Consider the following 20,260-nt stretch of genomic DNA (forward strand, 5'->3'; position numbering starts at 1 on the left):
CGCCGTCGTTCAGGCGGAAGCGTTCCGGATCATTTCGATCGCGGCGATGTGCTCCGCCTTCTCCGCCTCGGGCAGGAAGGAACCGGCGAAGGAGTTGACGGCCAGCGTCGCGATCTGATCTTCGGACAGGTCGAGCGCCTCGGCGACGGCGATGAAGTTCGCATTCACATAGCCGCCGAAATAGGCGGGATCGTCGGAGTTGATCGTCACCCGGATACCCAGATCGAGCATGTGTCGCACGGGGCTCTGCCCCATCGCGTCGATCACGCAGAGTTTCAGATTGGACAGCGGGCAGACCGTCAGCGTCCGCTTTTCCGCGACAATGCGCTCAACCAGCCTCCTGTCCTCCAATGCCCGATTGCCATGGTCGATCCGGTCGACCTTCAGAATGTCCAGCGCCTCCCACACATAGCCGGGCGGCCCTTCCTCCCCGGCATGGGCGACCAGCTTGAGTCCCAGTTCGCGCGCTCTTGCGAAAACCCTCGCGAACTTGCCCGGCGGATGGCCGCGTTCGGAGGAATCGAGCCCGACGCCATCGATCCGGTCGAGCCAGGGTTCCGCTTCCGCCAATGTGGCGAGCGCCGATTCCTCATCGAGATGGCGCAGGAAGCACATGATCAGACGATAGCTGATGCCAAAGCGGGCCTTGCCCTCCTCCAGCCCGCGCAGGATTCCCCCGATCGCCGTTCCGAACGCGATGCCGCGGCCGGTGTGACCCTGCGGATCGAAGAATATCTCCACATGGCGGACGGTGTCGGCGTTGGCTCGCTCGAGATAGGCCATGGTCAGATCGAAAAAGTCGCGCTCGACCCGCAGCACGCCCATGCCCTGATAATAAATGTCCAGAAAATCCTGGAGGTTGGAGAAGGCATAGGCCCGGCGCACCTCCTCGACGCTGGCGAAGGGGATATCGATCCCGTTCCGCGCGGCGAGTGCGACCATCAATTCCGGTTCGAGCGAGCCTTCGATATGCAGGTGCAGTTCTGCCTTGGGCAGGGCCTGGATCAGCCGCGAGCGACGGGCGTTTGAAGGCCGGGTCATTCGTTTTCGTCCGGGATGCGGCTGACGAGCAAGCTTCTGGCGGCCGCCATGCCATGCTCGATGGCGGCGTCGATCGACATCTGCCCGGTGATATGCTGCGCGATAACCTCACCAGCGAGCGTGTCGCCCGCGCCGGTTGTATCATATGTGCGGATGGGATCGGTCGGAATGACCCGCCTGCCTTGCTTGCAATCGATCAGGACGCCGGCGCTGCCCAATGTCTCGACGATGATCTGATCCTCGGGCCGCTTTCCTTCCCTGGCGGCTTCGATGAATTCGCGTTCGCTGGCGTTGCAGAAAATCAGCCCCGCGCGCTGCGCGAGGCGAGCCCGCAATTCGGGCGGATAGGAAGCGGGGTCGAGCTTGGCGATCCAACTGATCCCGGTCGCGGGCGGACACGCCTCCAGAAGGTCCGTCGTCGGAACCGGCGGACCTGCTGCGATGCAGACATGATCCGCGCTGCCGATGATGGTGGCTTGCGCGGCGGTCAGGCTTTCGCGGCCTTCGAAACCCGTGTCGAGCAGGCAGCCATAATCTCCGTCGGGGCGATAGATGAGAATACATCGCGGCGTTTTTGCCCCGCCGCGCTGATCGATCGCGTCGCCGCAGATCTGCGCGCGCTGGCAAGCGCGCAGATAATGGCCGCCATCCCCATCGTCGCCAATCCAGGTCAACGGGAAGGCGCGATGCCCCGCTGCCGCGATCCGGCGCGAGGCATAAAGAGCGGCACCACCCGCGCGAGGCCAGGCGCCCGAAAGTCCCAGTTCGCCGATAGCCGTGCCGGTGCCGTGGAACGGGTCCGACAATTGAACGACATAGTCGAGCGTCGCGTAGCCGGACACCACAACCCGCTTCGACCTCATTTGCCCGCTCCACGGCGGACAGGTCTATGCTGCGGACAGAAGGCCGTCTGCAGGGCCGGGCACAGCACCGCCCGCAACGCGCGCAGCCGCGCCTGCGCCTCGCGGTCTTCCGCCGCCGTTACCGCCGTATCGATCCGCCGATAGTGGAACAGGGACAGCGGGACCGGATTGCCGCTGGCCGCCAGCGCATCGATATTCCTTTGCCCATCGTCGGCGACGACGACCCCGGCATAGCCGCGTCCGCCGATGGCGGCCATCAACAGCTTGAGCATGACGCCCTTGTCCTGTCCGGCGACGAGCATCACCCCGTCGCGGATCAGAATATTGCGATAGGGAGAAGCCGGAGGGTTTTCGCCGATCGCCGCCAGCGCGGCGCGAATTTCGCGGTCTCCATAAACGCCGTTGCCCGTGCACAGGAAGAAGGCGCAAGCGTAGGGCGCGTCGAACCGAATCGCGTTGCGATCGAGTTCCCGCCGCGTCGCGTCGTAAAGGTCGGGACCGCGCGCACTGAGCAGAAAGAGGTCGACTCCCGCCGCCCTTGCCTCGGAAAGAAGCTCTGGGATGTCGGGTTGGGTCGGCTCCATCGAAGCCAGGCCGAACAGGGCCGTCTGAGCCGCGATCAGCGCACTCACATCTGCGAAATCGGGGTCTGTCCCAGCCGCGATCCGCGAGACATGATGGTTGAACCAGCGGTCGCCGCCCAGATATTGGGGCATCGTCAACAAGGTGTTGTCGATATCGAGGACAAGCAGAACGCGCCCTTGCGAGGTATCCAACCGGGCTGCCTTCGCCGCGTCGATGGCGCCGGCCAGATTGTCGATCTCCGCGCGCATCACAGCCGGCGGACCGGCTTCATGCGCCGCGACGGGCGGCGCGACGCCCAGCAAGGACGCGCCCAGCAGCCAGGGCAACGCCCGTCCTCTCCAGGCGCCTTTGAACAGAGCGTCATGCTTCGTGCGCGCAGCCATCGCCATATCTCCTATGGCACACGTTAATGAAACGTTTCACTTACGCTGTCAAATGCTCTTTCGACGGCAGTGGGTCAGGATCACCGCACCTTGCTATTATCGGGCGGGGGCGGTGGATTCGCGTTCGACGAGCGTGACGCCGAAGATCACCCGGCGGTTGCTTTCATTGTCTCCGTCGATCTTGCGGAGCAGCGCGTCGACCGCTTCGGCCGCCATTTCGTCGACCGGCATTTCAATCGTCGTCAGGGCCGGCGTGCAATATTCGGCCCACGGAATATCATCGAAGCCGACAATGGCCAATTGCTCGGGCGTTTCGATTCCCAGTTTGCGCGCGAGCTTGAGCACCCCGATCGCAATCAAATCCGACCCGCAGAAAACCGCGCTGGCTTCGCGGCTCTCGATGGCCTGTGCGACGGCGCCGCTCAGTTCGGTTGAAAAGGCGTTTTCGACCGAAAAGGCCAGCGCGCCCGCGCGCGCGATCGCTTCTTGTGCCGCGCCGCAACGGTCGCGCATGCTGCGCACGTCCATGGGCCCGGCCACCACGCCGATCCTCTGGTGCCCGAGGGACAGGAGATGGTCCGCCGCCAGTCGGCCGCCCTCGCCATAATCGGCCTGGATACATTCGAATCCCGGCACCGTCCGGTCGATCACGACAATCGGAAGATCGGCCGCGATCTTCTCGATACTGTTCTCATCCTTGACGGGAAACCATACGATACCGTCGACGCCGCGGTCGATGAGTTGGCGAACGACCTCCTCCTCCTGCGCTTGATCGCCCTCGGTATCGGTCACGAAGACGCTATAGCCATTTTGCCGGGCGCGCTGGACGATCGACTGGGCGAGGCTGGGGAAAAAGGGGTTCGTCATGTCGGGAACAACGAGGCCAAGCGCGCCGGTGCGCCCGGTACGGGTTGCCCGTGCGGACAGATTCTGCCGATAGCCAAGCTCCCCGGCGACCTTCAGGATATGCGCGCGCGTATCGTCGCCAAGCGACCCCGTCTTGTTGACCGCATAAGAGGTGCTGGCGAGCGATACACCGGCCGCTTTTGCCACATCCTTCAGCGTTACCCGTTTTCTCGCCAAGCCTCGTGCCTCCCGCCTTCACCAATTTTCACATTGTTATCCGAATGCTTCGACGATAACCAGTGAATCAAAATGAAACGTTTAGGTTAGGGGATTGCCGTGACTGTCGCCATATTGGGAAGCCTGAATCTCGACGTCGTTTTTTCCTGCGACTCGCTACCCGCACCGGGCGAAACGATCCTGTGTTCCGATGTCCGCAGCGGCCCTGGCGGCAAGGGGCTCAACCAGGCGGTCGCGGCGCGGCGCGCGGGTTGCGCCGTGATCCTGATCGGCGCCGTCGGCCGGGATGCGAACGGCGTCACACTCCTCGGAACTCTAGAGCAGGAGGGGATCGACCCCGACCGGATCGCGCGCCTCGACGACGCGCCGACGGGCCTCGCGCATATCATGGTCGATAGGGGCGGCGAGAATTCGATCGTCGTCGCAAGCGGCGCCAATAAAGCCGATTTTCCGCTGAGGTCCTTGATCGACGGAATCGAGGCGCCGGTGTTCCTGGCGCAGCTCGAGGTCGGGCTGGCCCCGATCAAAGCGTTCTTCGCGCAGGCGCGCAGGGCGGGATCGCGGACGATACTCAATGCCGCGCCGGCTATTCCGGCCGCCTCGGCGCTGTTCGAGGATAGCGATATCCTCATCCTCAACGAGCATGAGCTGGCGCAGTTCAGCGGGGCCTCCCGTCCCGCCAGCGACGAAGCGGCGATCGCCGAGGCCGCGCGGTCGCTCATGGTTCGCGACGATCAGGCCATCATCGTTACATTGGGCGCGCGGGGCACGCAGATCATCGACGCGACCGGGTCGCGCCGCATTCCCGCCCGTATGGTGACGGTTACCGACACCACCGGCGCGGGCGATTGCTTCTGCGGCGTGCTCGCCGCGAGTCTGGCGCGTGGCGCGGCGCTGGCCGATGCGGTCGGGCGAGCGAATCTGGCGGCATCGCTGGCCGTCCAGCGATCGGGCGCCGCCGCCGCGATGCCGACAGCAGCCGAAATTGACGCGGCCTGACCCTTATTTCGCGATCGGGGGCGGCGGCCTTGCAATTCTCCGGAATGAAGAATATGAAACGTTTCACTAATTCGAGCAGATGCGTTCGAGGCGGGGGTTAGGCCATTATGCCATATGCTGATTTCCTGAGAGGCCTGCTCGGCCTTGCCGTTTTTCTCGGCATCGCATGGGCTTTGTCCGAGAACAGGCGCGCCATTCACTATCGGGCGATGTTCTTGGGCCTGGTCGCGCAGATATTGATCGCGCTTCTCCTGACCAAAGTGCCTGCTGTGGTCAACGCCCTGGGCGGCCTGGCGCACGGCGTCGATAATCTGCAGCGCTCGGCGGAGAGCGGCTCGATGTTCGTCTTTGGCTATCTGGGCGGCGGCGACCAGCCGTTCATCAAGGCCAATCCCCAGGCTTCGACCTTCATCTTCGCGCTCCAGGTCATTCCCGCCGTGTTGCTGGTCAGCGCGCTGGCGGCGCTGCTTTGGCATTGGGGCGTGCTGCGCTGGATCGTGCGCGGCTCCGCGTGGCTGTTCGGCAAGCTGTTCGGGGTCAGCGGGCCGGTCGGCGTCTCGACCTCGGCCTGCATCTTCCTGGGGATGATCGAGGCGCCGCTGCTCGTTCGCCCGCTGCTGCCGCGCCTTTCGCGCGGCGAATTCTTCATCATCATGGTCGATGGGCTTTCGGTCATCGCGGGTTCGACGATGATCCTGCTGGGGGGCATGCTCGCCGGGAAAGTGCCCGGCGCCTTCACCCATTTGCTCACCGCATCGCTGATCAGCACGCCAATGGCGATCACCATGGCCCGGATCATCATTCCGAGCGACATCGTCCGCTCGTCCGAACGCGTCCCGCTTGAGAGCAGCTACAAGAGCAGTCTCGATGCGATGACGCACGGCACGATCAACGCCGTCCGTATCGCCGCCTATGTCATCGCCCTGCTGATCGTGTTCATCGGCTCGATCAGCGTGGTCAATGCGCTGCTGGCGCTGCTGCCGCATCAGGGAGAGCCCTGGACGCTGACCTCGATCTTCGGCAATCTCTTCGCGCCGGTCGCCTGGCTGATGGGCGTGCCGATGGGCGATCTGCAGGCCGTCGGGGGATTGCTCGGGACCAAGGTCACGCTCAACGAGGTCGTGGCCTATGGTCAGCTTGCCGACCTGCCGCCGGGCACCCTGACCGAACGCGGCGCGCTGATCGCCACCTATGCCCTGTGCAGCTTCGGCAATTTCGGCAGCGTGGCGATCCTGATCGGAACGCTCACGGCGATGGCGCCCGAAAAAAGCGACGAGATCGTCGAGCTTGGCATGAAAGCCCTGCTGGCCGCCTTCCTCACCACTTGCATGACCGGCACGATCGTCGGCCTGCTCAGCATCTTGTTCTAGGAGTTACCATGCGAGCCCTGCCCAGCTTCATCGCGTTCACGGGAGTCGATTGCGTCGATCTGCTTCCCGGCATGCAGCATCTGTCGCGCCACTTTGCGATCGAATGGGGCGTGCTGGTCGACGATGCGAGGGACGAGCTTCTGTTCGCCGACCCTGACGTCCGGGCGAAGCTGCTCGAGGCGCCGGGCCTTCGCTATGCCGCCCATGTCTGCGGCGAACAGGCCGGGCTGATCGCCAATGATCCGGCACGGGCCCGCATCGATCTCGCGCGGTTCCAGCGATTGCAAGTCAATCACGGCTTTTCGGGCAGTTCGCCCGAGCAGATCGAGAACAGCATTCGTTTTGGCCGCGCGCAGACGATCCGTACCATGCTCCAGACGCTGGACGCTTTCCCGGGCGATGCCCGGCTCGACTGGCTCTACGACACGTCGTTTGGCACCGGGAAGACGCCGGAGAGCTGGCCCCGCATTCCCGCCAAGGGGCCCTTTTGCGGCTTTTCGGGCGGCATCCGGGCCGAGAATGTCGCCGCCGTCCTCGATGCCATAGCCGCGCCGGAAGATGGGCAGTTCTGGATCGACATGGAATCGGGCGTTCGCACCGACGGCCGGTTCGATCTCGCAAAGTGCGAAGCCGTCTGCCGAGCGGTCTTCGGCTGACCTTTCCCATCATTTCCAAAACAAAGGCGCAAGATCCCATGGCCACCGACGGCCGCAAACTTGTCATTCTGGACACCGATCCCGGCATCGACGATGCGATGGCGCTGCTCTATCTGAGCGCCTCGCCCGGCGTGCGGCTGGACTCGATCACCACCGTCTTCGGCAATGGCGACATCGATACGACGAGCCGCAACGCCGCCTATCTGGTCGAGCGATTCGCCCTTGGCCTGCGGGTCTATCCCGGCGCTGCCGGACCGCTGGCGGGCGAACGCCATATCCCGGCGCTCAAGGTGCACGGCGAAGACGGTCTGGGCGGTCATGGCCTGGCGGACGGCTTTCCCCCGCCGCCGCCGACCGTTCCCGCGTGGGAGCATATCGCACGGACCATCCTCGCCAATCCCGGCAAGGTGTCGCTGCTCGCCATCGGACCGCTGACCAACCTCGCGCTGGCGTTGCGGCACCGGCCGGAGATCGCATCGCTGACGCGCGAAGTCGTGATCATGGGCGGGGCCTTCGGCACCCAGGGGCGCCGGGGCAATATCCGGCCGCACGCCGAGGCCAATTTCTATTATGACCCCTTGGCCGCGAAAGAAGTCCTTGCGGCAGGCTGGCCGGTAACGGTGGTCGGGCTCGACGTGTCCACCGACTGCATCCTTTCGTCGGCGCAGGCCAAGGCGCTCGCCGCGATCGGCGGCGATGCGGGCGCATTGTTGTGGCAGATTTCGCGCGGCTATGCCGAAATCTATCGCCAGTTCGACGGCATCGACGGTTTTTGCATCCATGACGTCGCTGCGGCAGCTTGCCTCGTTTCGCCGCACCTGTTCTCGCTATGCGGGGCGGCGCTCGACGTGGCCACGGGCGGTGACGATGCGGGCCGCTCCTTCGTCGCCGACGACGACCGGCGCCACCAGCAACATTATTGCGACGGCGTCGCGGCGGGGCAGCTCGTCACCGATTTCATCGCCGCGATCGAGCGACTGGCAGCACCGCAACCGAGCAGCGCCGGGTGAAGCCTGCGTGGCCCTGGCTGGCACCGGTCCTTCTCGCGATCGGGGCCTGTTCACAGGGGGGCGCCCCGTCGCGGTCGGCGGCGCCCATGGCGGACGCCTGCGGGGTGGGGCAGCCCGAACTGTGGGTGCGGGGCGAACTGCCCAGCCAGGCGCGATTTGCCGGTGTGAGGGTCGGGGGCCTGTCGGGCATCGATTACCGTCGGAGCCGGAACGACTATCTGCTCGTCAGCGACGATCGCGGCGCCCATGGTGGGGGACGGGCGTATCGCATGATCCTCGATTTCGGATCCGGCCAGCGGGTTAGCACCCGTCTCCTCGATGCGTTGACCCTGCGCCGGGACGATGGGCGTGCCTTCGCAAGCGACGGCGAGTCGGGGCCCGGGACCGACGCCGAGTCGATCCGTGCCGCCGCGAACGGGTGGATCTATTGGACCAACGAGGCCAGCGGCGAAAATGCTTCGGGACCGCAGCTTCTCCGGATGCGCTGGCGCGATGGCAAAAGCCGGCCGCTGGCGTTACCGGCGTACCTCGTCCCCGATCGCCACCGCGGAAGCGGACCGCGCGACAATCGATCGTTCGAGGGTTTGTGGATCGGGCGCGACGGGGCCATCTGGCTCGGCCTCGAAGCACCATTGCTCGAAGACGGGGCTCCGCCGACCCTCGCCGAGGGAAGCTGGACGCGGATCGTCCGGCTGGCGGCAGGCGACAAGGGCGGCCGCGACTATCTCTATCCGCTGGAACCGATCGCAAACCAGCTCCCCGGGCGCCTGGCGGACAATGGGCTCAGCGAAATGATCGTGCTTCCCGGTCCCCGCTTCCTGGTGCTCGAACGATCGGGGAGTCAGCAGCCCGACGGCGGGTTTCGCTACACCAGCCGGATTTTCTGTGCCTATCCCGCGAGCGGCGTGCAAGCCGGGGATCCCGTGCGGCTGGAAAAACAGCGGGTCACCGATCTCAATGCCTTGGGACCGTTCGACAACGCCAATTTCGAGGGCATGACCTTCGGCCCCCGCCTGGCGGATGGGCGGCGCAGTCTCGTCCTGGTGGCCGACAATGATTTTCGGGACGAGCGGCCGACGATCTTCGCGGTTCTGGCGGTCCGCTAGGCTCCATCGGCGCACAGCCAGTCGGCCGGCCCGATCGAACGCGCTCGCTTCGTCCCATAGAGTGCCGTCCGCATCGACGCCGACCAATTCGATCATCGCCAGCTCCCAACAAGCCGGGAGGCTGTTGCCAGCCTACCCGCTTGCGGACAGAAGTTCAGAAGCGGGCGCGCAGGGAAGCGGTTACAGTCCGCGGCGCGCCGATGAAATACCGGTCCAGGGTCGGCAGCGTGCCGCTCCCCGCCAATCCGAAATCGGGCAGCGTCGCCGTCGAGCTGCTGACCGCGCCGAGATATTTCTTGTCGAACAGATTATCGACATTGATCTGGAACTTCATTTCCCGGAACGGCCCGGTGTCGCCGAAGTCATAGCTCGCATTGAGGCCGAACACGGCGTGGCTCGGCAGATACTCGACCCCGCGCTCCGCATTGGTGGTCGGCTGGATCAGATGACCGCCGACGCGCGAGCCGACATAACGGCCGCTGAACTGCACGCTCGCGCCCTTGATCGGCTTCACTTCCACCTGTCCGAACAGGCTATGGCGCGGGATATCGCGAACGCGTGCGCCCCCGATCACACCCACGGCGGCGAGTTCCGCCCGCTCGGGCGAGCCGGCGGGCGGATCGTCGTGCTTCGCGTCCTGATAGGAATAGGCCAGATAGAAATTGACCCAGTCATAATCGACGATGGCCGTCGCCTCGATGCCCTTGCTCTTGGTTCCGGAGATGTTCGCGGCGCGGGTGCTGACGTTGCCGCGGATGATCTCTTCGGGATCGACGCCCGCGATCGAGATCGGCACCGTGCCGATATTATTCTTGAGGCGCGTGTAATAGCCCTGCAGCGACAGCGCGAGATGATCGGTGGTGAAACGGACGCCGGCGTCCATATTCTCGGTCTCGATCGGCCGAAGGTCGCCCGGATTGATGGCGGAGTTCGAGCCCAGGAATGCGTCCTCGGGAATGCCCGCGAAATTCTGGGCGTATCCGGCGAAGAGTTCGAGCCCCTGGACGGGTTTGAAGCCGATACCGATTTTGGGATTGATTCCCGAAGTCTGGTTGAACCGGACCAGTTTTTGATATTCGAGCGGCGACTGGGCGCGATAGGTAACGCTGAACCAGGTCAGACCGGCGTCCAGGCGCAGGACATCGGGAATGATGTCGAACTGATCCTGAATATAGAGCATGCCCGTTTCGATCGTCGATCGCCGGTCATATTCGACATAGGCGAGGTCGTCGCGGTCGATATCGATGCTCTGCGCCGAATTGAGGATAGGGAAAAAGTTGCGGGTTTCCGACGCTTTGGCATTTTCCCACCAACCGCCGACGCGCAGCGTGTTGCCGGGCACAAAGTCCTTGAACCGGAATTCGCCGGTCAGCCCCATGCGATCGGCATCGCGCGGCGTGATGCGCATATCGGCGGGGCCGCCCAGGGCGTTGCTGTTGCGCGTCGTGATCAGGGCCGGGCGGACCGCGCCGCCAAGCGCATTATATCCCGTCACCGCCATCGGGTCGCCGCCGGTCAGGCGGCGCTGGCGATCCTGATAGCGGAAGGATTCGCCGCGCAGTTGCTGATAATAGGGATTGACGCTGAAGGTCAGATTCTCGGTCAGGAAGAATTTGCTGTTCACATAGGCGAGGAAATCCTTCCGGCTCCCACCCAGCGCGCCGCCAAAGTCGAGATCGCGCGCCGGAATGCCCGTAAGCGCGTCCAGCGCCCGGTCGTTCCGCGGATCGGCGTCGAACTCGGCCAGCGTGATGATGTTGAAATCATTGTCGGTCTGGTCGTTATAGGCCGCGCGAAACTTGATGAAGCCGCCGTCGGCGAGATCTTTCACCGCCTTGAACTCGACATGGTCCTTTCGTGACCGCCGGTTCTTCGGTCCCGCCCAGATATCATTCTGCTGGTGCGAATAGCTGATATAGCTGGTCAATCCGGGGAGGATTTCGCCCGTGTCGATGCGGGCATAGCCGCGGTAGAAATTATCCGAACCGACGCCCGCTTCGACTGTGGCGCCCAGTTCGCTGCGCGGATCGGCGGTGATGAAATCGACGAAGCCGCCGAGCGCGAAGCGCGAGGGCGCCCCGATGTCGCCGGCACTCTGCGATACGTTGATGCGCGCGACATTGCTCGATTCGATGAAGCGTTGCGGGGGCGAACCGCCATTGAACCGCGCGTCGCCGGTCGGGATGCCGTCGAGCGTCAGGCCGACCTGCTCCTTGTTCAGCCCGCGCAGATACAGCTCGAAGGAGAAACTCCCGCCGCGCGCATCGCCCGAGGAAACCTGGATGCCCGGCACCTTCGCGAGCGACTGGGTGATGTCCGAACCAAGGGGGCGCTCCTGGATGTCCTCGACGCGGAGGACCGCCGCGGCGCGGACGTTGCCAGCGCCGATCCGTTCGCCGGTGACAATGATCTCGGCATTGTCATCGGAAGCCCCCGCATCGCCAGCAGCTTGCTGGGCCGCGACCGGCGCACTGGCCGCTGCAAGAACAACCGCAACCGTCCAAGCGCTGATCGATCGTGTGAGCGGCACCTTGCTTACCCGTATGCGAGACATCCCCAATCTCCTTTTCAAGCCGTTCAACCGTGCAATAAATCTGCAATGAAACGTTTCATTATCTTCTTCATAAAGATTCACTTCACGAGTTGCAAGCCGAATCCTGCAGGGCATTGGCTATCCCGAACGGCTGAAGGCGATGGCGCCGGGATCGCCGCGCCGGGCTGTTGGTCATTCAGCGGATGAGGCGGCTGATGATCGTGCGCAGCACATCCGCGTCGAGCTTGCGCTTCGTCACCGAGGCGTTCCAGGCGAGCGACGACAGAATGACGAGCACTTCGTCGATGTCGAGCGGCTGGTCCTTCTGGCGGGGGAGCGTGCCCATTTTCTCGAGCGCGCTCCGGACGTGCGCCCGGCGTTCGCGAAGGCCGTTTTGAAGTCCCTGATAGACGTCGGGTTTGGCCTTATACTCGCCGATCATAAAGCCGATCGCGGGCGCGATGCGCGGATCGGAATAGGATCGTTCGATCGATTGGGCGAACTCGAGCAGATATTCGACCGGGTCTTGCGAATGCGGGAGCGCGTGAAACTCGAACGCCTCGTTGATTGCCTCGGCCAGCGCTTCGGCGGGACTTGGATAGCGGCGATAGAAGGTCGCGCGGCTGATCCCCGCCCGCTCGCAGATTTCATTGACCGTTACCCCGGAAAAACCCCGTTCGGACACGACGTCGAGGGTTTCCTTGAATATCCGGCGGTCGACGTCGGCCGAGCGCGGGCGTCCCATCTGCGGCTTGCTGGGGGGCGTCGCGTCCTCGACAGGGACTAGGGAGGATTTGGGCATGCGGCCTTTTGGCGCAAGCGCGCCGGTAAGGAAAGGGTCAGTCGATCGCAGAATATATCTGCCGTTTGAGCCAGTCCTGAAAGCCATAGGCCGTTGCTGGCAGCAATTGGGTCAGGAAGGTCACCGTCAGGTCGCGCGCGGGATCGACCCACCAGATCGTCGTTGCAGCGCCGCTCCAGTAATAATCGCCATTGGCCGGAACGCCCGCACGCGCCTCGTCGAGCGTCGTCGCGAGACCGAACCCGAAGCCCATCCCATCGGGCAGCAGCCGCGGGTCGCTGATCAGCGCGATGGCCTTGAGTTCGCCTCCGCCGGGCAATTGATTCGATGTCATCGCCGCGACCGATGCGGGCGCCAGCAGGCCGTCGCCGCCGCGGCGCAGCATTTCCGCGAAGCGCGCATAATCGTCGAGCGTCGATAGCAGCCCACCGCCGCCCGATTCGATCCGTGGTGGCGCCAGAAAAGGGCTGGATTCCGGGTCGTCGACGAGTCGCAGGGGATCGTCGGCGGTCGCCATATAGCATGCGCCCAACCGCGCCTTGTGTGCGGGCGGGACGAAAAACCCCGTGTCGCGCATCCCGAGCGGGGCGAAAATCTCCCGGCTCAGGACATCGCCCAGCGTCGCCCCCGCCGCCGCTTCGACGATCGCGCCGACGACATCGGTCGCGACCGAATACATCCATCGCGTTCCGGGCTGATAACGAAGCGGGAGCCCGCCGAGGGCGTCGGCATAGGCAAGCAGGCCATGCGCCGCAGCCGCGTCCGCTCGAGCATAGAGGAGCGCCACCGGATCTTCGACCGTCTGGCCGCCGATCTGCGCGAGCCGCGTGCCATAGGTCAGGCCCGCGCTGTGCGTCAGCAGATGGCGCAGCGTGACGGGCGTCGCCGCCGCGACGGTCTCCATGGACTCACCGGACCCGCCGACCCACACGCGCTGGCTCCGCCAGCCGGGGAGGAAGTCGGCGACGGGCTGATCGAGGCGAACGGTGCCGCGTTCGACCAACTGCATCAGCGCGGCCGACACGATCGGCTTGGTCATCGAATAGATGCGAACGATGGCGTCTTTGGACCAGGGCGTTTGACGCGCGAGGTCCATATGGCCGAGCCGGGCGTCGAAGATCGTCTTGCCTTTGACGAGGACGCGCAAATGCCCGCCCGGGAAGCGCCCCGTCTCCAGAAAATCGGCCTCGATCGCGCGCGCGACCGAGGCCAGTTTTGGGAGAGAAGGAGAGATCAAAAACCGGCTCTCAGCGTCACGCCAAAGGTGCGGGGGGCGCCGAGGAAGGCGTTGATGCTGCCGGCCTGAAAGGGCGCGTCGAAGGCGTTCTGCATATAGAGCTTGTCGGTCAAATTATTCGCCCAGAGTTCGACGCCCCAACTCTTGTCCTCGTCGCCGACCCCGACGCGAGCGTTGATGACCGCATAGTTTTTCTGGATCTTGAGCGGGTTGAGGTCGGTGCCGGCGTTGTAGGACGAGCTGTAGCGCATATTGGCGTTCGAGCGCAGAATCAGCCCGCCGCCGAGCGGCAGCTCATGCGTCGCCGACAGCGAGGCCGACCAGAGCGGCGCAAGGTTGAGCCGTTCGCCGGGCAGGCGCGCGGTCGATGGCGTCAGCGAGAGCAGCGCGCGGTTCTTTTCCGAATAGCGCGTGTCGGCATAGGTCACGCCGCCTTGCAGCGTGAAGCTGCGGCTCGGGCGCCAGAGAATATCGGCATCGACACCCTTTGAGGTGACTTCGGGGACCGGGAAGACCGAAAAGAAGAAGCCGTTGAAGGCGTTGAGCTGATAGTCGGTGAAATCCTGGTAGAAGGCCGCAGCGTTGAGGAATATCCGCCGATCGGCGAGGGTCGATTTGAAGCCGATCTCGAACGAATCGACGAATTCTCCGGGGAAGCTGGTGTCGAGAACAGGCTGCAGCGAATTTGGACTTCCGGCCGCATAGGCCAGCGCGACGCGGTCGAGATTGAACCCGCCCGCCTTGTAGCCACGCGAATAGCTCGCATAGGTCATCAGCTCGGGCGAGAAGCGATAGGCGAGCTTCGCGGTGCCGCTGAGCGCCTTTTCGGTCCGCTTCTGGCTGTTGGTCAGGCCGATGAAATTCGAGTTGAAGAAGGGGTTGCACAGCGCGCCGATGATCGCCGCCGATCCCGTCGCCTGCCCGGCATCGCACAAGGCACCGCCATCGGTCGCGTTGAAGTCCGCCACCGCCTTCTTGCGGTCGATCGTGTAGCGGAGGCCCACCGTCAGTTCGAGCGCGTCGGTGATCTTCAGGCTGTTGTTGGTGAAGAGCGCGAAGCTGTCGCCGGTCTGTTTGTAGACGTCGCGCGACCCCGTGCCCGGCACCGCCAGATCGAGAATCGGCTTGAGGAAGGCGGGGTTGGCGCCGCCCGAGAACAGCAGGCTGAGGAAAGGCTGGAAGTCGGTCCCATAGAGCTGCGCGACGCGGCTATCGAGCAGTTCGTGCGCGTAGAAGGCGCCGACGGTGTAGTCGAGCGCGCCGGTGCTGCCGGTCGCGCGCAGTTCCTGACTGAACTGGCGGAAGCGATTCATCGTCCCGCCATCGGCTTCGCGATAGAGGACGTCGGCGCCGCTGTAATCCGAATCCGATCCCGTCACCCAGCGCCAGTCGCGCCAGGCCGTGATCGAGGTGAGGGTGGTATCGCCCAGATCATAATTCATCTCGAGGCTGAGCCCGCCGTCGCGGATCTTCTGGGTCGTATCGCGGTTCGAGAAAGCGAGGCGCTGGCCGGGGTCGGCGGGCGAGAGGACGCCGTTGCCCGCACCGGCAAGGGCATCGACGATCGCCGTCGTCGGGCCGTTGACGAGTTGGACGCCGACGCAGCAATTTTCGTCGCGGCGGGTGATATCCCCGATCAGCCGCGCGTCGAAGCCCGCTTCATTGGTGAAATAAAGCTGACCGCGCAGCGACCAGAAATGGCGGTCGGCGTCGTTGTCGAGCGTGCGCGGGCCTTTGCCGGTGACGACGTCGTAAAAGCCGTCGCGCTTGCGATGCACCGCGAACAGGCTGGCGGCGAGGCGGTTGGCGACCACCGGGCCGCCGACCGAGATCGAGCCGCCGAATTCGTCATAATTGCCGATCGTGAACTCGCCGCGCGCATAAGGCGTGAAGCTCGGCTTGGCGGTGACGATGTTGATCACGCCAGCCGAGGTGTTCTTGCCGAACAGCGTCCCCTGCGGGCCCTTGAGCACTTCGATCCGCTCGGTCTCGCCAAGGTCGCCGAGTGCGACGCCGGTGCGCGGGCGGTAGACGCCGTCGATTACGACGCCGACCGAGCTTTCAAGGCCGACGTTGCCGCCCGCAGTGCCGACGCCGCGGATGAGCGCGGTCGACTGGGTCTCGTTCGCGGTCGAGACGACGGTGAGGCCGGGGGTGAGGACGGTCAGATCCTTGATGTCGCGGACGCCGGCATCCTGAAGCAGCTGGGCGTTGACGACGGTCACGACGATCGGGACGTCCTGGAGCGACTGTTCGCGCTTTTGTGCGGTGACGATGATTTCGTCGGCAAAGTCGTGGGCGGCCGCATCTTGCGGTGCGGCCTCCTGCGCCAAAGCCATGCCGGGCAGCATCGAGCCGCCGAGCATCAAGCCAATCATCCGAATCGTGTGACGCGCCATCATTGGATCCTCTTCCCTCGTTTTTCGGCATTTTTGCAGCCGGGGAAAACTCTCCCCTTGACCGCTGCTGCCGATCCATGCCTATATACGATACAAGATGTGCCGTAATGTCAAGACGGTTTCGCGGGAGAGATCAGCATGGGTTCAGCAAGCGCGGCGCCAGCGCAAAACAGAGGCCGCGCCGCCGACGGCGGGTGGGCGCAGGGTGAGAATGCCGTCGGCAAATCGATATTCGCGAATCATGTCGGTGCCGATCCAGTCGGGAAGAAAGGCCGTCTCGACATGGTGGATGACGCGGCCGCCGACGGCGTCGACGGTGTAGCGGCCCGCATAGCCGATATAGCCGGCCGCCGTCGCAACCAGAAGATCGGGCGCGATCCGGTCCAGCGCCGGGCGCGCGCTGCCGAGCGAAAGCCGGTCGCGGCGCATCAGGTGCGCCGACATCCAGCCGTCGCCCGTATAAGTGCCGAGGCCATAGGGCGCGGCGCCCAGCGGTTCGACGGCGGTGCCGTCCGCGAGCTGCGTGACATAGTCGATGAGATGCCAGCTCCCGATAAAATCTTCCTGCAACATACGATACTCCTTGTTTCGTATGTTGCTAGCATGAGAGATTGATAGATGGCGAGTCCCTTTGACGCATGGCGGCTCGATGGCCGCGCCGCCTTTGTTACCGGCGCCGGGGGCGCGATCGGCGAAGCGGTTGCGATCGCCCTGGCCGATGCCGGCGCGCATGTGCATTGCGCCGATATTCGCGAGGAAGCGGCACGAGCGGTCGCGGAAAGAGTGAACGGAACCCCCGTAACGCTCGACGTTTCGGATGCGTCGGCGGTTCGGGCCGCGATCGATGCTGCGGCCGCGCCGGGAAGTTTGCGGATCGTCTGCAATCTCGCCGGGATCGCCGGGCGCTCGCAACGCATCGTCGACCTGGACGAAGAGGCGTTCGACGCGATGTTCGCCGCGCATTTCGGCGGGGTGCTCAACGGCTGCCAGGCAGCGATTCCCCACCTCCGCCGCGCCGGTGGCGGCGCGATCGTCAATATGAGTTCGGAGGCGATCGACATCGCACCCGCGACGATCGCGAGCTATGCCGTCGCCAAGGCGTCGATTTCGGCGCTGACCAAGATCCTCGCCGCCGAGGTGGCGGGCGAGGGCATCCGCGTCAACGCGGTGGCGCCGAGCTTCATTCCCAGCGACCTCAGCCTGGTGCGCTATGCCGACGATCCCGAGGGTCGCGAACGCTATCTCGACTGGTGGCGCGCCAAGTCGCCGCTTGGCGGTCTCTGTTCGGTCGAGGATGTGGCGGCGCAGATCCTCTATCTCGCGAGCGATGCGGCGAGCTATGTCACCGGCCAGACGCTGCGCACCAATGGCGGGATTTCGATGCCATGGTGAGCGTGAACGCCCCGATCCCCGCGCGCGAAAATCCAGCCGCCGCGCTGGCGGGCCATTTCAATCCGGAGCTTATATGATCGACCGTCTTTCTCTTTCGGGCCGCCGCGCCATCGTCACGGGTGCCGGCGCCGGGATCGGGCGCGCGGTCGCGACGCTGTTCGCGTCGGCGGGCGCCGAGGTGCTTTGCGTCGATCGCGATGGCGGGGCGGCGGCCGAAGTGGCGGCGGGCATCGGCGGTTCGTCGGTCGCGGTCGATGTCGCCGATCGCGCGGGCGTGCGCCATGCGCTTGGGCCCTTTGCCGGACAAGGCGTCGATATATTGGCGAATGTCGCGGGCGTCGCGAGTTCGGGCGAGCGCGTCGAGGCCATGGATGCCGCGGTGTTCGAGCGCATCTTCGCGGTCAATTTCAAGGGCACGCTCAACTGCATCCAGGCGGTGCTGCCCGCGATGATCGGGGCCCGCCGCGGCGCGATCGTGAACATGGTGTCGTCGGCGATCGATCTCGCGATCCCGACCAACGCCAGCTACTCGATTTCGAAAGCGGCGGTCGCGATGCTGACCAAGGTCCTCGCCAACGAGGTCGGCCCCGACGGGATTCGCGTCAATGCGGTTGCACCGGGTTTTGTCCCCACCGCGCTGTCGATGGAAGCGGCAGGGCCCGCCGCCGCCGATCGCGCGGCCTATCTCGATCGCTGGAGCAAGAGCGCGCCGCTCGGCCGCGTCGGCGCCGCCGAGGATATTGCGCAGCAATGCCTCTACCTCGTCTCCGACGCCGCGGGATTCGTCACCGGCCAGATTCTGCGCGCCAATGGCGGGACGACGATGCCCTGGTGAGGCTGGTGACCTGGCGAGTTGACGGGCGAGCGTATATACGATACAAAATGTTTCATAAATAGGAGAGGATATTATGCGCATCGGTTGTATCGGCGGCCGCGCCTGGCTTGTGACGGCCGAAGGGCAGGGCGTCGACATAGCGGCGGCGTCTGGCGGGACACTGCCCGGCGATCCGCAGGCGCTCTATGAGAAATGGGACGATGTGTGCGCATGGGCGCGCGACGTCCCGGCCGACAGCTATGCCCCGGTCGATCCCGCGACTTTCGAATTGCCGGTCCCGCGCCCGCGCCAGGTCTTCGCGATCGGCGCCAATTATCGCGCCCATGCCGCCGAAGCCGGCGTCGAGCCGCCCGAACAACCCGTGATCTTCACCAAATTCCCGAGCTGCCTGACCGGCCCGAACGATGCCGTCGCGATCCGCCACGCGCGGGTCGACTGGGAGGTCGAACTGGTCGTCGTGATGGGCCGCGAGGCGCGCGACATTCGCGCCGCCGACGCATGGGACCATGTCGCCGGGCTCTCGGTGGGGCAGGATATTTCGGAACGGTCGATCCAGCGGCTCGGTCCGATGCCGCAATTTTCGATGGCGAAATCGCTGCCGGGCTTCGGCCCCGTCGGTCCCGTGGTCGTCACGCCCGATGAGTTCGACGATCCCGACGATCTCGGGCTCGGCTGCGCGGTGAATGGCGTGACGATGCAGCAGTCGCGGACGGGCGACTTCATCTTCTCGGTCGGCGCGCTGGTCGAATATATCTCGCACCTGATGCCGATGTACCCCGGCGACCTGATCTTTACCGGCACGCCCGAAGGCGTTGGCGCGACGCGCAAGCCGCCGATCTTCCTGAAGCCTGGCGATGTCCTGACCACCTGGGTCGACGGCATCGGCACGCTCACCAACCCGATCACCGAGGAACAAAGCCAATGAAGGTCGCCCGCATATCTCCCGAACGCGCGATCGAAGTCGCGCAGATTCCCGAGCCGGTCACCGTCCCCGGCACGGTCAAGGTGCGCGTCGAGCGCTGCGGCATCTGCGGCACCGATCTGGTCGCGCGGACGAGCCCCAATCCCCGCTGGGCGGTGGGCAGCGTGCTGGGGCATGAAATCGTCGGCACCGTCGCCGAGGTGGGCGAGGGCGTCGCCGGCTGGGCCGCGGGCGACCGCGTCGCGCTCTATCATGGCAGCCCGTGCGGCCGGTGCGAGATGTGCACCAGCGGGCGCGACTATCTCTGCCTCGACCATCTCGATTCGGCGCTTGGCCATGGCGTCGCGCAAGGCGGTTATGCCGAACATATCGTCGTCAGCCCGGCGCTGCTGCATCATATCCCCGATGCTTTGAGTTTCGACCAGGCCGGGATCACCGAACCGCTCGCCATCGCCTTTCACGGGGTCAACAAGTCGAGCGCGAAGCCCGGCGATGCGGTGTGCATATTGGGCGCGGGGCCGATCGGCGCGATGACCGCGGCGGCGCTCAAGGCGCGGGATATCACCGATGTCATTTTTATCGATCCCAACCCCGCCCGGCGCGCGCTGATGGCAAAATCGGGCTATCGCGCCGTCGATCTTGCGGCGGTCCAGGCCGATGGCGCAGCGGCGCTCGGTGAACGGCGCCCCACCGCGATCTTCGAATGTACCGGCCATGTCGAGGCTGCCGGGCTGGCGGTCGAACTCATTGCGTACAACGGCCGAATCGTCTTGCAGGGCGTGCCCAAGGCCCCCGTCCAGATCTCGCAATATTCGGTGGTGCAGAAGGAGGTCGAGATCGTCGGCTCGGCAAGCTGCACGCAGGAGGAAATGGAGGAAGCGATCGGCCATCTTGCCGCTGGGCGCGTGCGCGCCGAGGATATCGTCACCGCCGTCGTCCCGCTCGAGCGGGCCGACGCGATGTTCGATGCCCTGCTCGACCCCGCCGGCGATCAGCTCAAGGTGCTGATCGCCCCGAACATGCCGGCAAATTGAGGAGACGAGC

At 64.9% G+C, this 20,260-nt stretch carries 18 protein-coding genes; 9 read left to right on the forward strand and 9 right to left on the reverse strand.

Going from position 1 to position 20,260, the window contains the following annotated elements:
- Positions 1–9 precede the first annotated feature (9 nt).
- From CVO77_RS15900 to CVO77_RS15915, 4 genes are all read right to left on the reverse strand, one after another.
- The gene (locus tag CVO77_RS15900) at positions 10–1,041 is read right to left on the reverse strand and encodes an adenosine deaminase (RefSeq protein ID WP_105999879.1); all 1,032 of its coding nucleotides are present in this window, start codon (positions 1,039–1,041) and stop codon (positions 10–12) included.
- Positions 1,038–1,904, reverse strand: coding sequence for a carbohydrate kinase family protein (locus CVO77_RS15905; protein WP_105999880.1), 867 nt, complete (start codon positions 1,902–1,904; stop codon positions 1,038–1,040). Before CVO77_RS15905 ends, CVO77_RS15900 begins: the two co-directional genes overlap by 4 nt.
- Positions 1,901–2,872: a DUF2608 domain-containing protein gene (locus CVO77_RS15910; protein ID WP_158258092.1), complete on the reverse strand. Its 972-nt coding sequence runs from the start codon at positions 2,870–2,872 to the stop codon at positions 1,901–1,903. Before CVO77_RS15910 ends, CVO77_RS15905 begins: the two co-directional genes overlap by 4 nt.
- Before the next feature lie 96 nt (positions 2,873–2,968).
- The gene (locus CVO77_RS15915; RefSeq protein ID WP_105999882.1) at positions 2,969–3,955 is read right to left on the reverse strand and encodes a LacI family DNA-binding transcriptional regulator; all 987 of its coding nucleotides are present in this window, start codon (positions 3,953–3,955) and stop codon (positions 2,969–2,971) included.
- 99 nt (positions 3,956–4,054) lie between these two features.
- On the opposite strand from CVO77_RS15915, the gene CVO77_RS15920 reads away from it, so the two are divergent.
- The 5 genes from CVO77_RS15920 (at position 4,055) to CVO77_RS15940 (ending at position 9,096) form a co-directional block, all read left to right on the forward strand.
- Positions 4,055–4,954 carry a ribokinase gene (locus tag CVO77_RS15920; protein WP_158258093.1) on the forward strand — a complete coding sequence of 300 codons (900 nt, stop codon included), beginning with the start codon at positions 4,055–4,057 and terminating at the stop codon, positions 4,952–4,954.
- A gap of 107 nt (positions 4,955–5,061) precedes the next feature.
- Entirely contained in the window at positions 5,062–6,324 is a 1,263-nt protein-coding gene (locus CVO77_RS15925; RefSeq protein WP_105999884.1) for a NupC/NupG family nucleoside CNT transporter, read from the forward strand.
- An 8-nt stretch (positions 6,325–6,332) separates the two neighbouring features.
- Positions 6,333–6,980, forward strand: a complete 648-nt coding sequence (locus CVO77_RS15930; protein ID WP_105999885.1) for a beta/alpha barrel domain-containing protein — start codon at positions 6,333–6,335, stop codon at positions 6,978–6,980.
- 38 nt (positions 6,981–7,018) lie between these two features.
- On the forward strand, positions 7,019–7,990 hold the full coding sequence (locus CVO77_RS15935) for a nucleoside hydrolase (protein ID WP_105999886.1): 972 nt from the start codon (positions 7,019–7,021) through the stop codon (positions 7,988–7,990).
- Positions 7,991–8,076: 86 nt separating this feature from the next.
- Positions 8,077–9,096 carry an esterase-like activity of phytase family protein gene (locus tag CVO77_RS15940; RefSeq protein WP_105999887.1) on the forward strand — a complete coding sequence of 340 codons (1,020 nt, stop codon included), beginning with the start codon at positions 8,077–8,079 and terminating at the stop codon, positions 9,094–9,096.
- Between the two features lie 154 nt (positions 9,097–9,250).
- Here the strand turns inward: CVO77_RS15940 and CVO77_RS15945 are convergent, their stop codons facing one another.
- The 5 genes from CVO77_RS15945 to CVO77_RS15965 all read right to left on the reverse strand — a co-directional run bounded on the left by CVO77_RS15945 (position 9,251) and on the right by CVO77_RS15965 (position 16,640).
- The gene (locus CVO77_RS15945) at positions 9,251–11,650 is read right to left on the reverse strand and encodes a TonB-dependent receptor (RefSeq protein WP_105999888.1); all 2,400 of its coding nucleotides are present in this window, start codon (positions 11,648–11,650) and stop codon (positions 9,251–9,253) included.
- Between the two features lie 175 nt (positions 11,651–11,825).
- Entirely contained in the window at positions 11,826–12,431 is a 606-nt protein-coding gene (locus CVO77_RS15950; RefSeq protein WP_158258094.1) for a TetR/AcrR family transcriptional regulator, read from the reverse strand.
- Positions 12,432–12,468: 37 nt separating this feature from the next.
- Positions 12,469–13,668, reverse strand: a complete 1,200-nt coding sequence (locus CVO77_RS15955) for a serine hydrolase domain-containing protein (protein ID WP_105999890.1) — start codon at positions 13,666–13,668, stop codon at positions 12,469–12,471.
- Complete coding sequence (locus tag CVO77_RS15960) at positions 13,665–16,067, reverse strand: TonB-dependent receptor (protein WP_197709642.1); 2,403 nt, start codon at positions 16,065–16,067, stop codon at positions 13,665–13,667. Before CVO77_RS15960 ends, CVO77_RS15955 begins: the two co-directional genes overlap by 4 nt.
- 144 nt (positions 16,068–16,211) lie before the next feature.
- Complete coding sequence (locus tag CVO77_RS15965) at positions 16,212–16,640, reverse strand: lipocalin-like domain-containing protein (RefSeq protein WP_158258095.1); 429 nt, start codon at positions 16,638–16,640, stop codon at positions 16,212–16,214.
- Between the two features lie 45 nt (positions 16,641–16,685).
- On the opposite strand from CVO77_RS15965, the gene CVO77_RS15970 reads away from it, so the two are divergent.
- From CVO77_RS15970 to CVO77_RS15985, 4 genes are all read left to right on the forward strand, one after another.
- Positions 16,686–17,459, forward strand: a complete 774-nt coding sequence (locus CVO77_RS15970) for an SDR family NAD(P)-dependent oxidoreductase (RefSeq protein WP_105999892.1) — start codon at positions 16,686–16,688, stop codon at positions 17,457–17,459.
- 73 nt (positions 17,460–17,532) lie between these two features.
- Positions 17,533–18,294, forward strand: coding sequence for an SDR family NAD(P)-dependent oxidoreductase (locus tag CVO77_RS15975; RefSeq protein ID WP_105999893.1), 762 nt, complete (start codon positions 17,533–17,535; stop codon positions 18,292–18,294).
- A 73-nt stretch (positions 18,295–18,367) separates the two neighbouring features.
- On the forward strand, positions 18,368–19,219 hold the full coding sequence (locus CVO77_RS15980) for a fumarylacetoacetate hydrolase family protein (RefSeq protein ID WP_105999894.1): 852 nt from the start codon (positions 18,368–18,370) through the stop codon (positions 19,217–19,219).
- Positions 19,216–20,250, forward strand: a complete 1,035-nt coding sequence (locus CVO77_RS15985) for a zinc-dependent alcohol dehydrogenase (RefSeq protein WP_105999895.1) — start codon at positions 19,216–19,218, stop codon at positions 20,248–20,250. The genes CVO77_RS15980 and CVO77_RS15985 overlap by 4 nt, the downstream gene beginning before the upstream one ends.
- Positions 20,251–20,260 lie beyond the last annotated feature (10 nt).

Source organism: Sphingopyxis lindanitolerans, assembly GCF_002993885.1.
Lineage (GTDB): Bacteria > Pseudomonadota > Alphaproteobacteria > Sphingomonadales > Sphingomonadaceae > Sphingopyxis > Sphingopyxis lindanitolerans.

Coding starts and splice junctions, on each gene's coding strand:
- CVO77_RS15900 (WP_105999879.1), bottom strand. CDS start 1,041: ATGACCCGGCCTTCAAACGCCCGTCGCTCGCGGCTGATCCAGGCCCTG.
- CVO77_RS15905 (WP_105999880.1), bottom strand. CDS start 1,904: ATGAGGTCGAAGCGGGTTGTGGTGTCCGGCTACGCGACGCTCGACTAT.
- CVO77_RS15910 (WP_158258092.1), bottom strand. CDS start 2,872: ATGGCTGCGCGCACGAAGCATGACGCTCTGTTCAAAGGCGCCTGGAGA.
- CVO77_RS15925 (WP_105999884.1), top strand. CDS start 5,062: ATGCCATATGCTGATTTCCTGAGAGGCCTGCTCGGCCTTGCCGTTTTT.
- CVO77_RS15930 (WP_105999885.1), top strand. CDS start 6,333: ATGCGAGCCCTGCCCAGCTTCATCGCGTTCACGGGAGTCGATTGCGTC.
- CVO77_RS15935 (WP_105999886.1), top strand. CDS start 7,019: ATGGCCACCGACGGCCGCAAACTTGTCATTCTGGACACCGATCCCGGC.
- CVO77_RS15940 (WP_105999887.1), top strand. CDS start 8,077: ATGGCGGACGCCTGCGGGGTGGGGCAGCCCGAACTGTGGGTGCGGGGC.
- CVO77_RS15945 (WP_105999888.1), bottom strand. CDS start 11,650: ATGTCTCGCATACGGGTAAGCAAGGTGCCGCTCACACGATCGATCAGC.
- CVO77_RS15950 (WP_158258094.1), bottom strand. CDS start 12,431: ATGCCCAAATCCTCCCTAGTCCCTGTCGAGGACGCGACGCCCCCCAGC.
- CVO77_RS15960 (WP_197709642.1), bottom strand. CDS start 16,067: ATGGCGCGTCACACGATTCGGATGATTGGCTTGATGCTCGGCGGCTCG.
- CVO77_RS15965 (WP_158258095.1), bottom strand. CDS start 16,640: ATGTTGCAGGAAGATTTTATCGGGAGCTGGCATCTCATCGACTATGTC.
- CVO77_RS15970 (WP_105999892.1), top strand. CDS start 16,686: ATGGCGAGTCCCTTTGACGCATGGCGGCTCGATGGCCGCGCCGCCTTT.
- CVO77_RS15975 (WP_105999893.1), top strand. CDS start 17,533: ATGATCGACCGTCTTTCTCTTTCGGGCCGCCGCGCCATCGTCACGGGT.
- CVO77_RS15980 (WP_105999894.1), top strand. CDS start 18,368: ATGCGCATCGGTTGTATCGGCGGCCGCGCCTGGCTTGTGACGGCCGAA.
- CVO77_RS15985 (WP_105999895.1), top strand. CDS start 19,216: ATGAAGGTCGCCCGCATATCTCCCGAACGCGCGATCGAAGTCGCGCAG.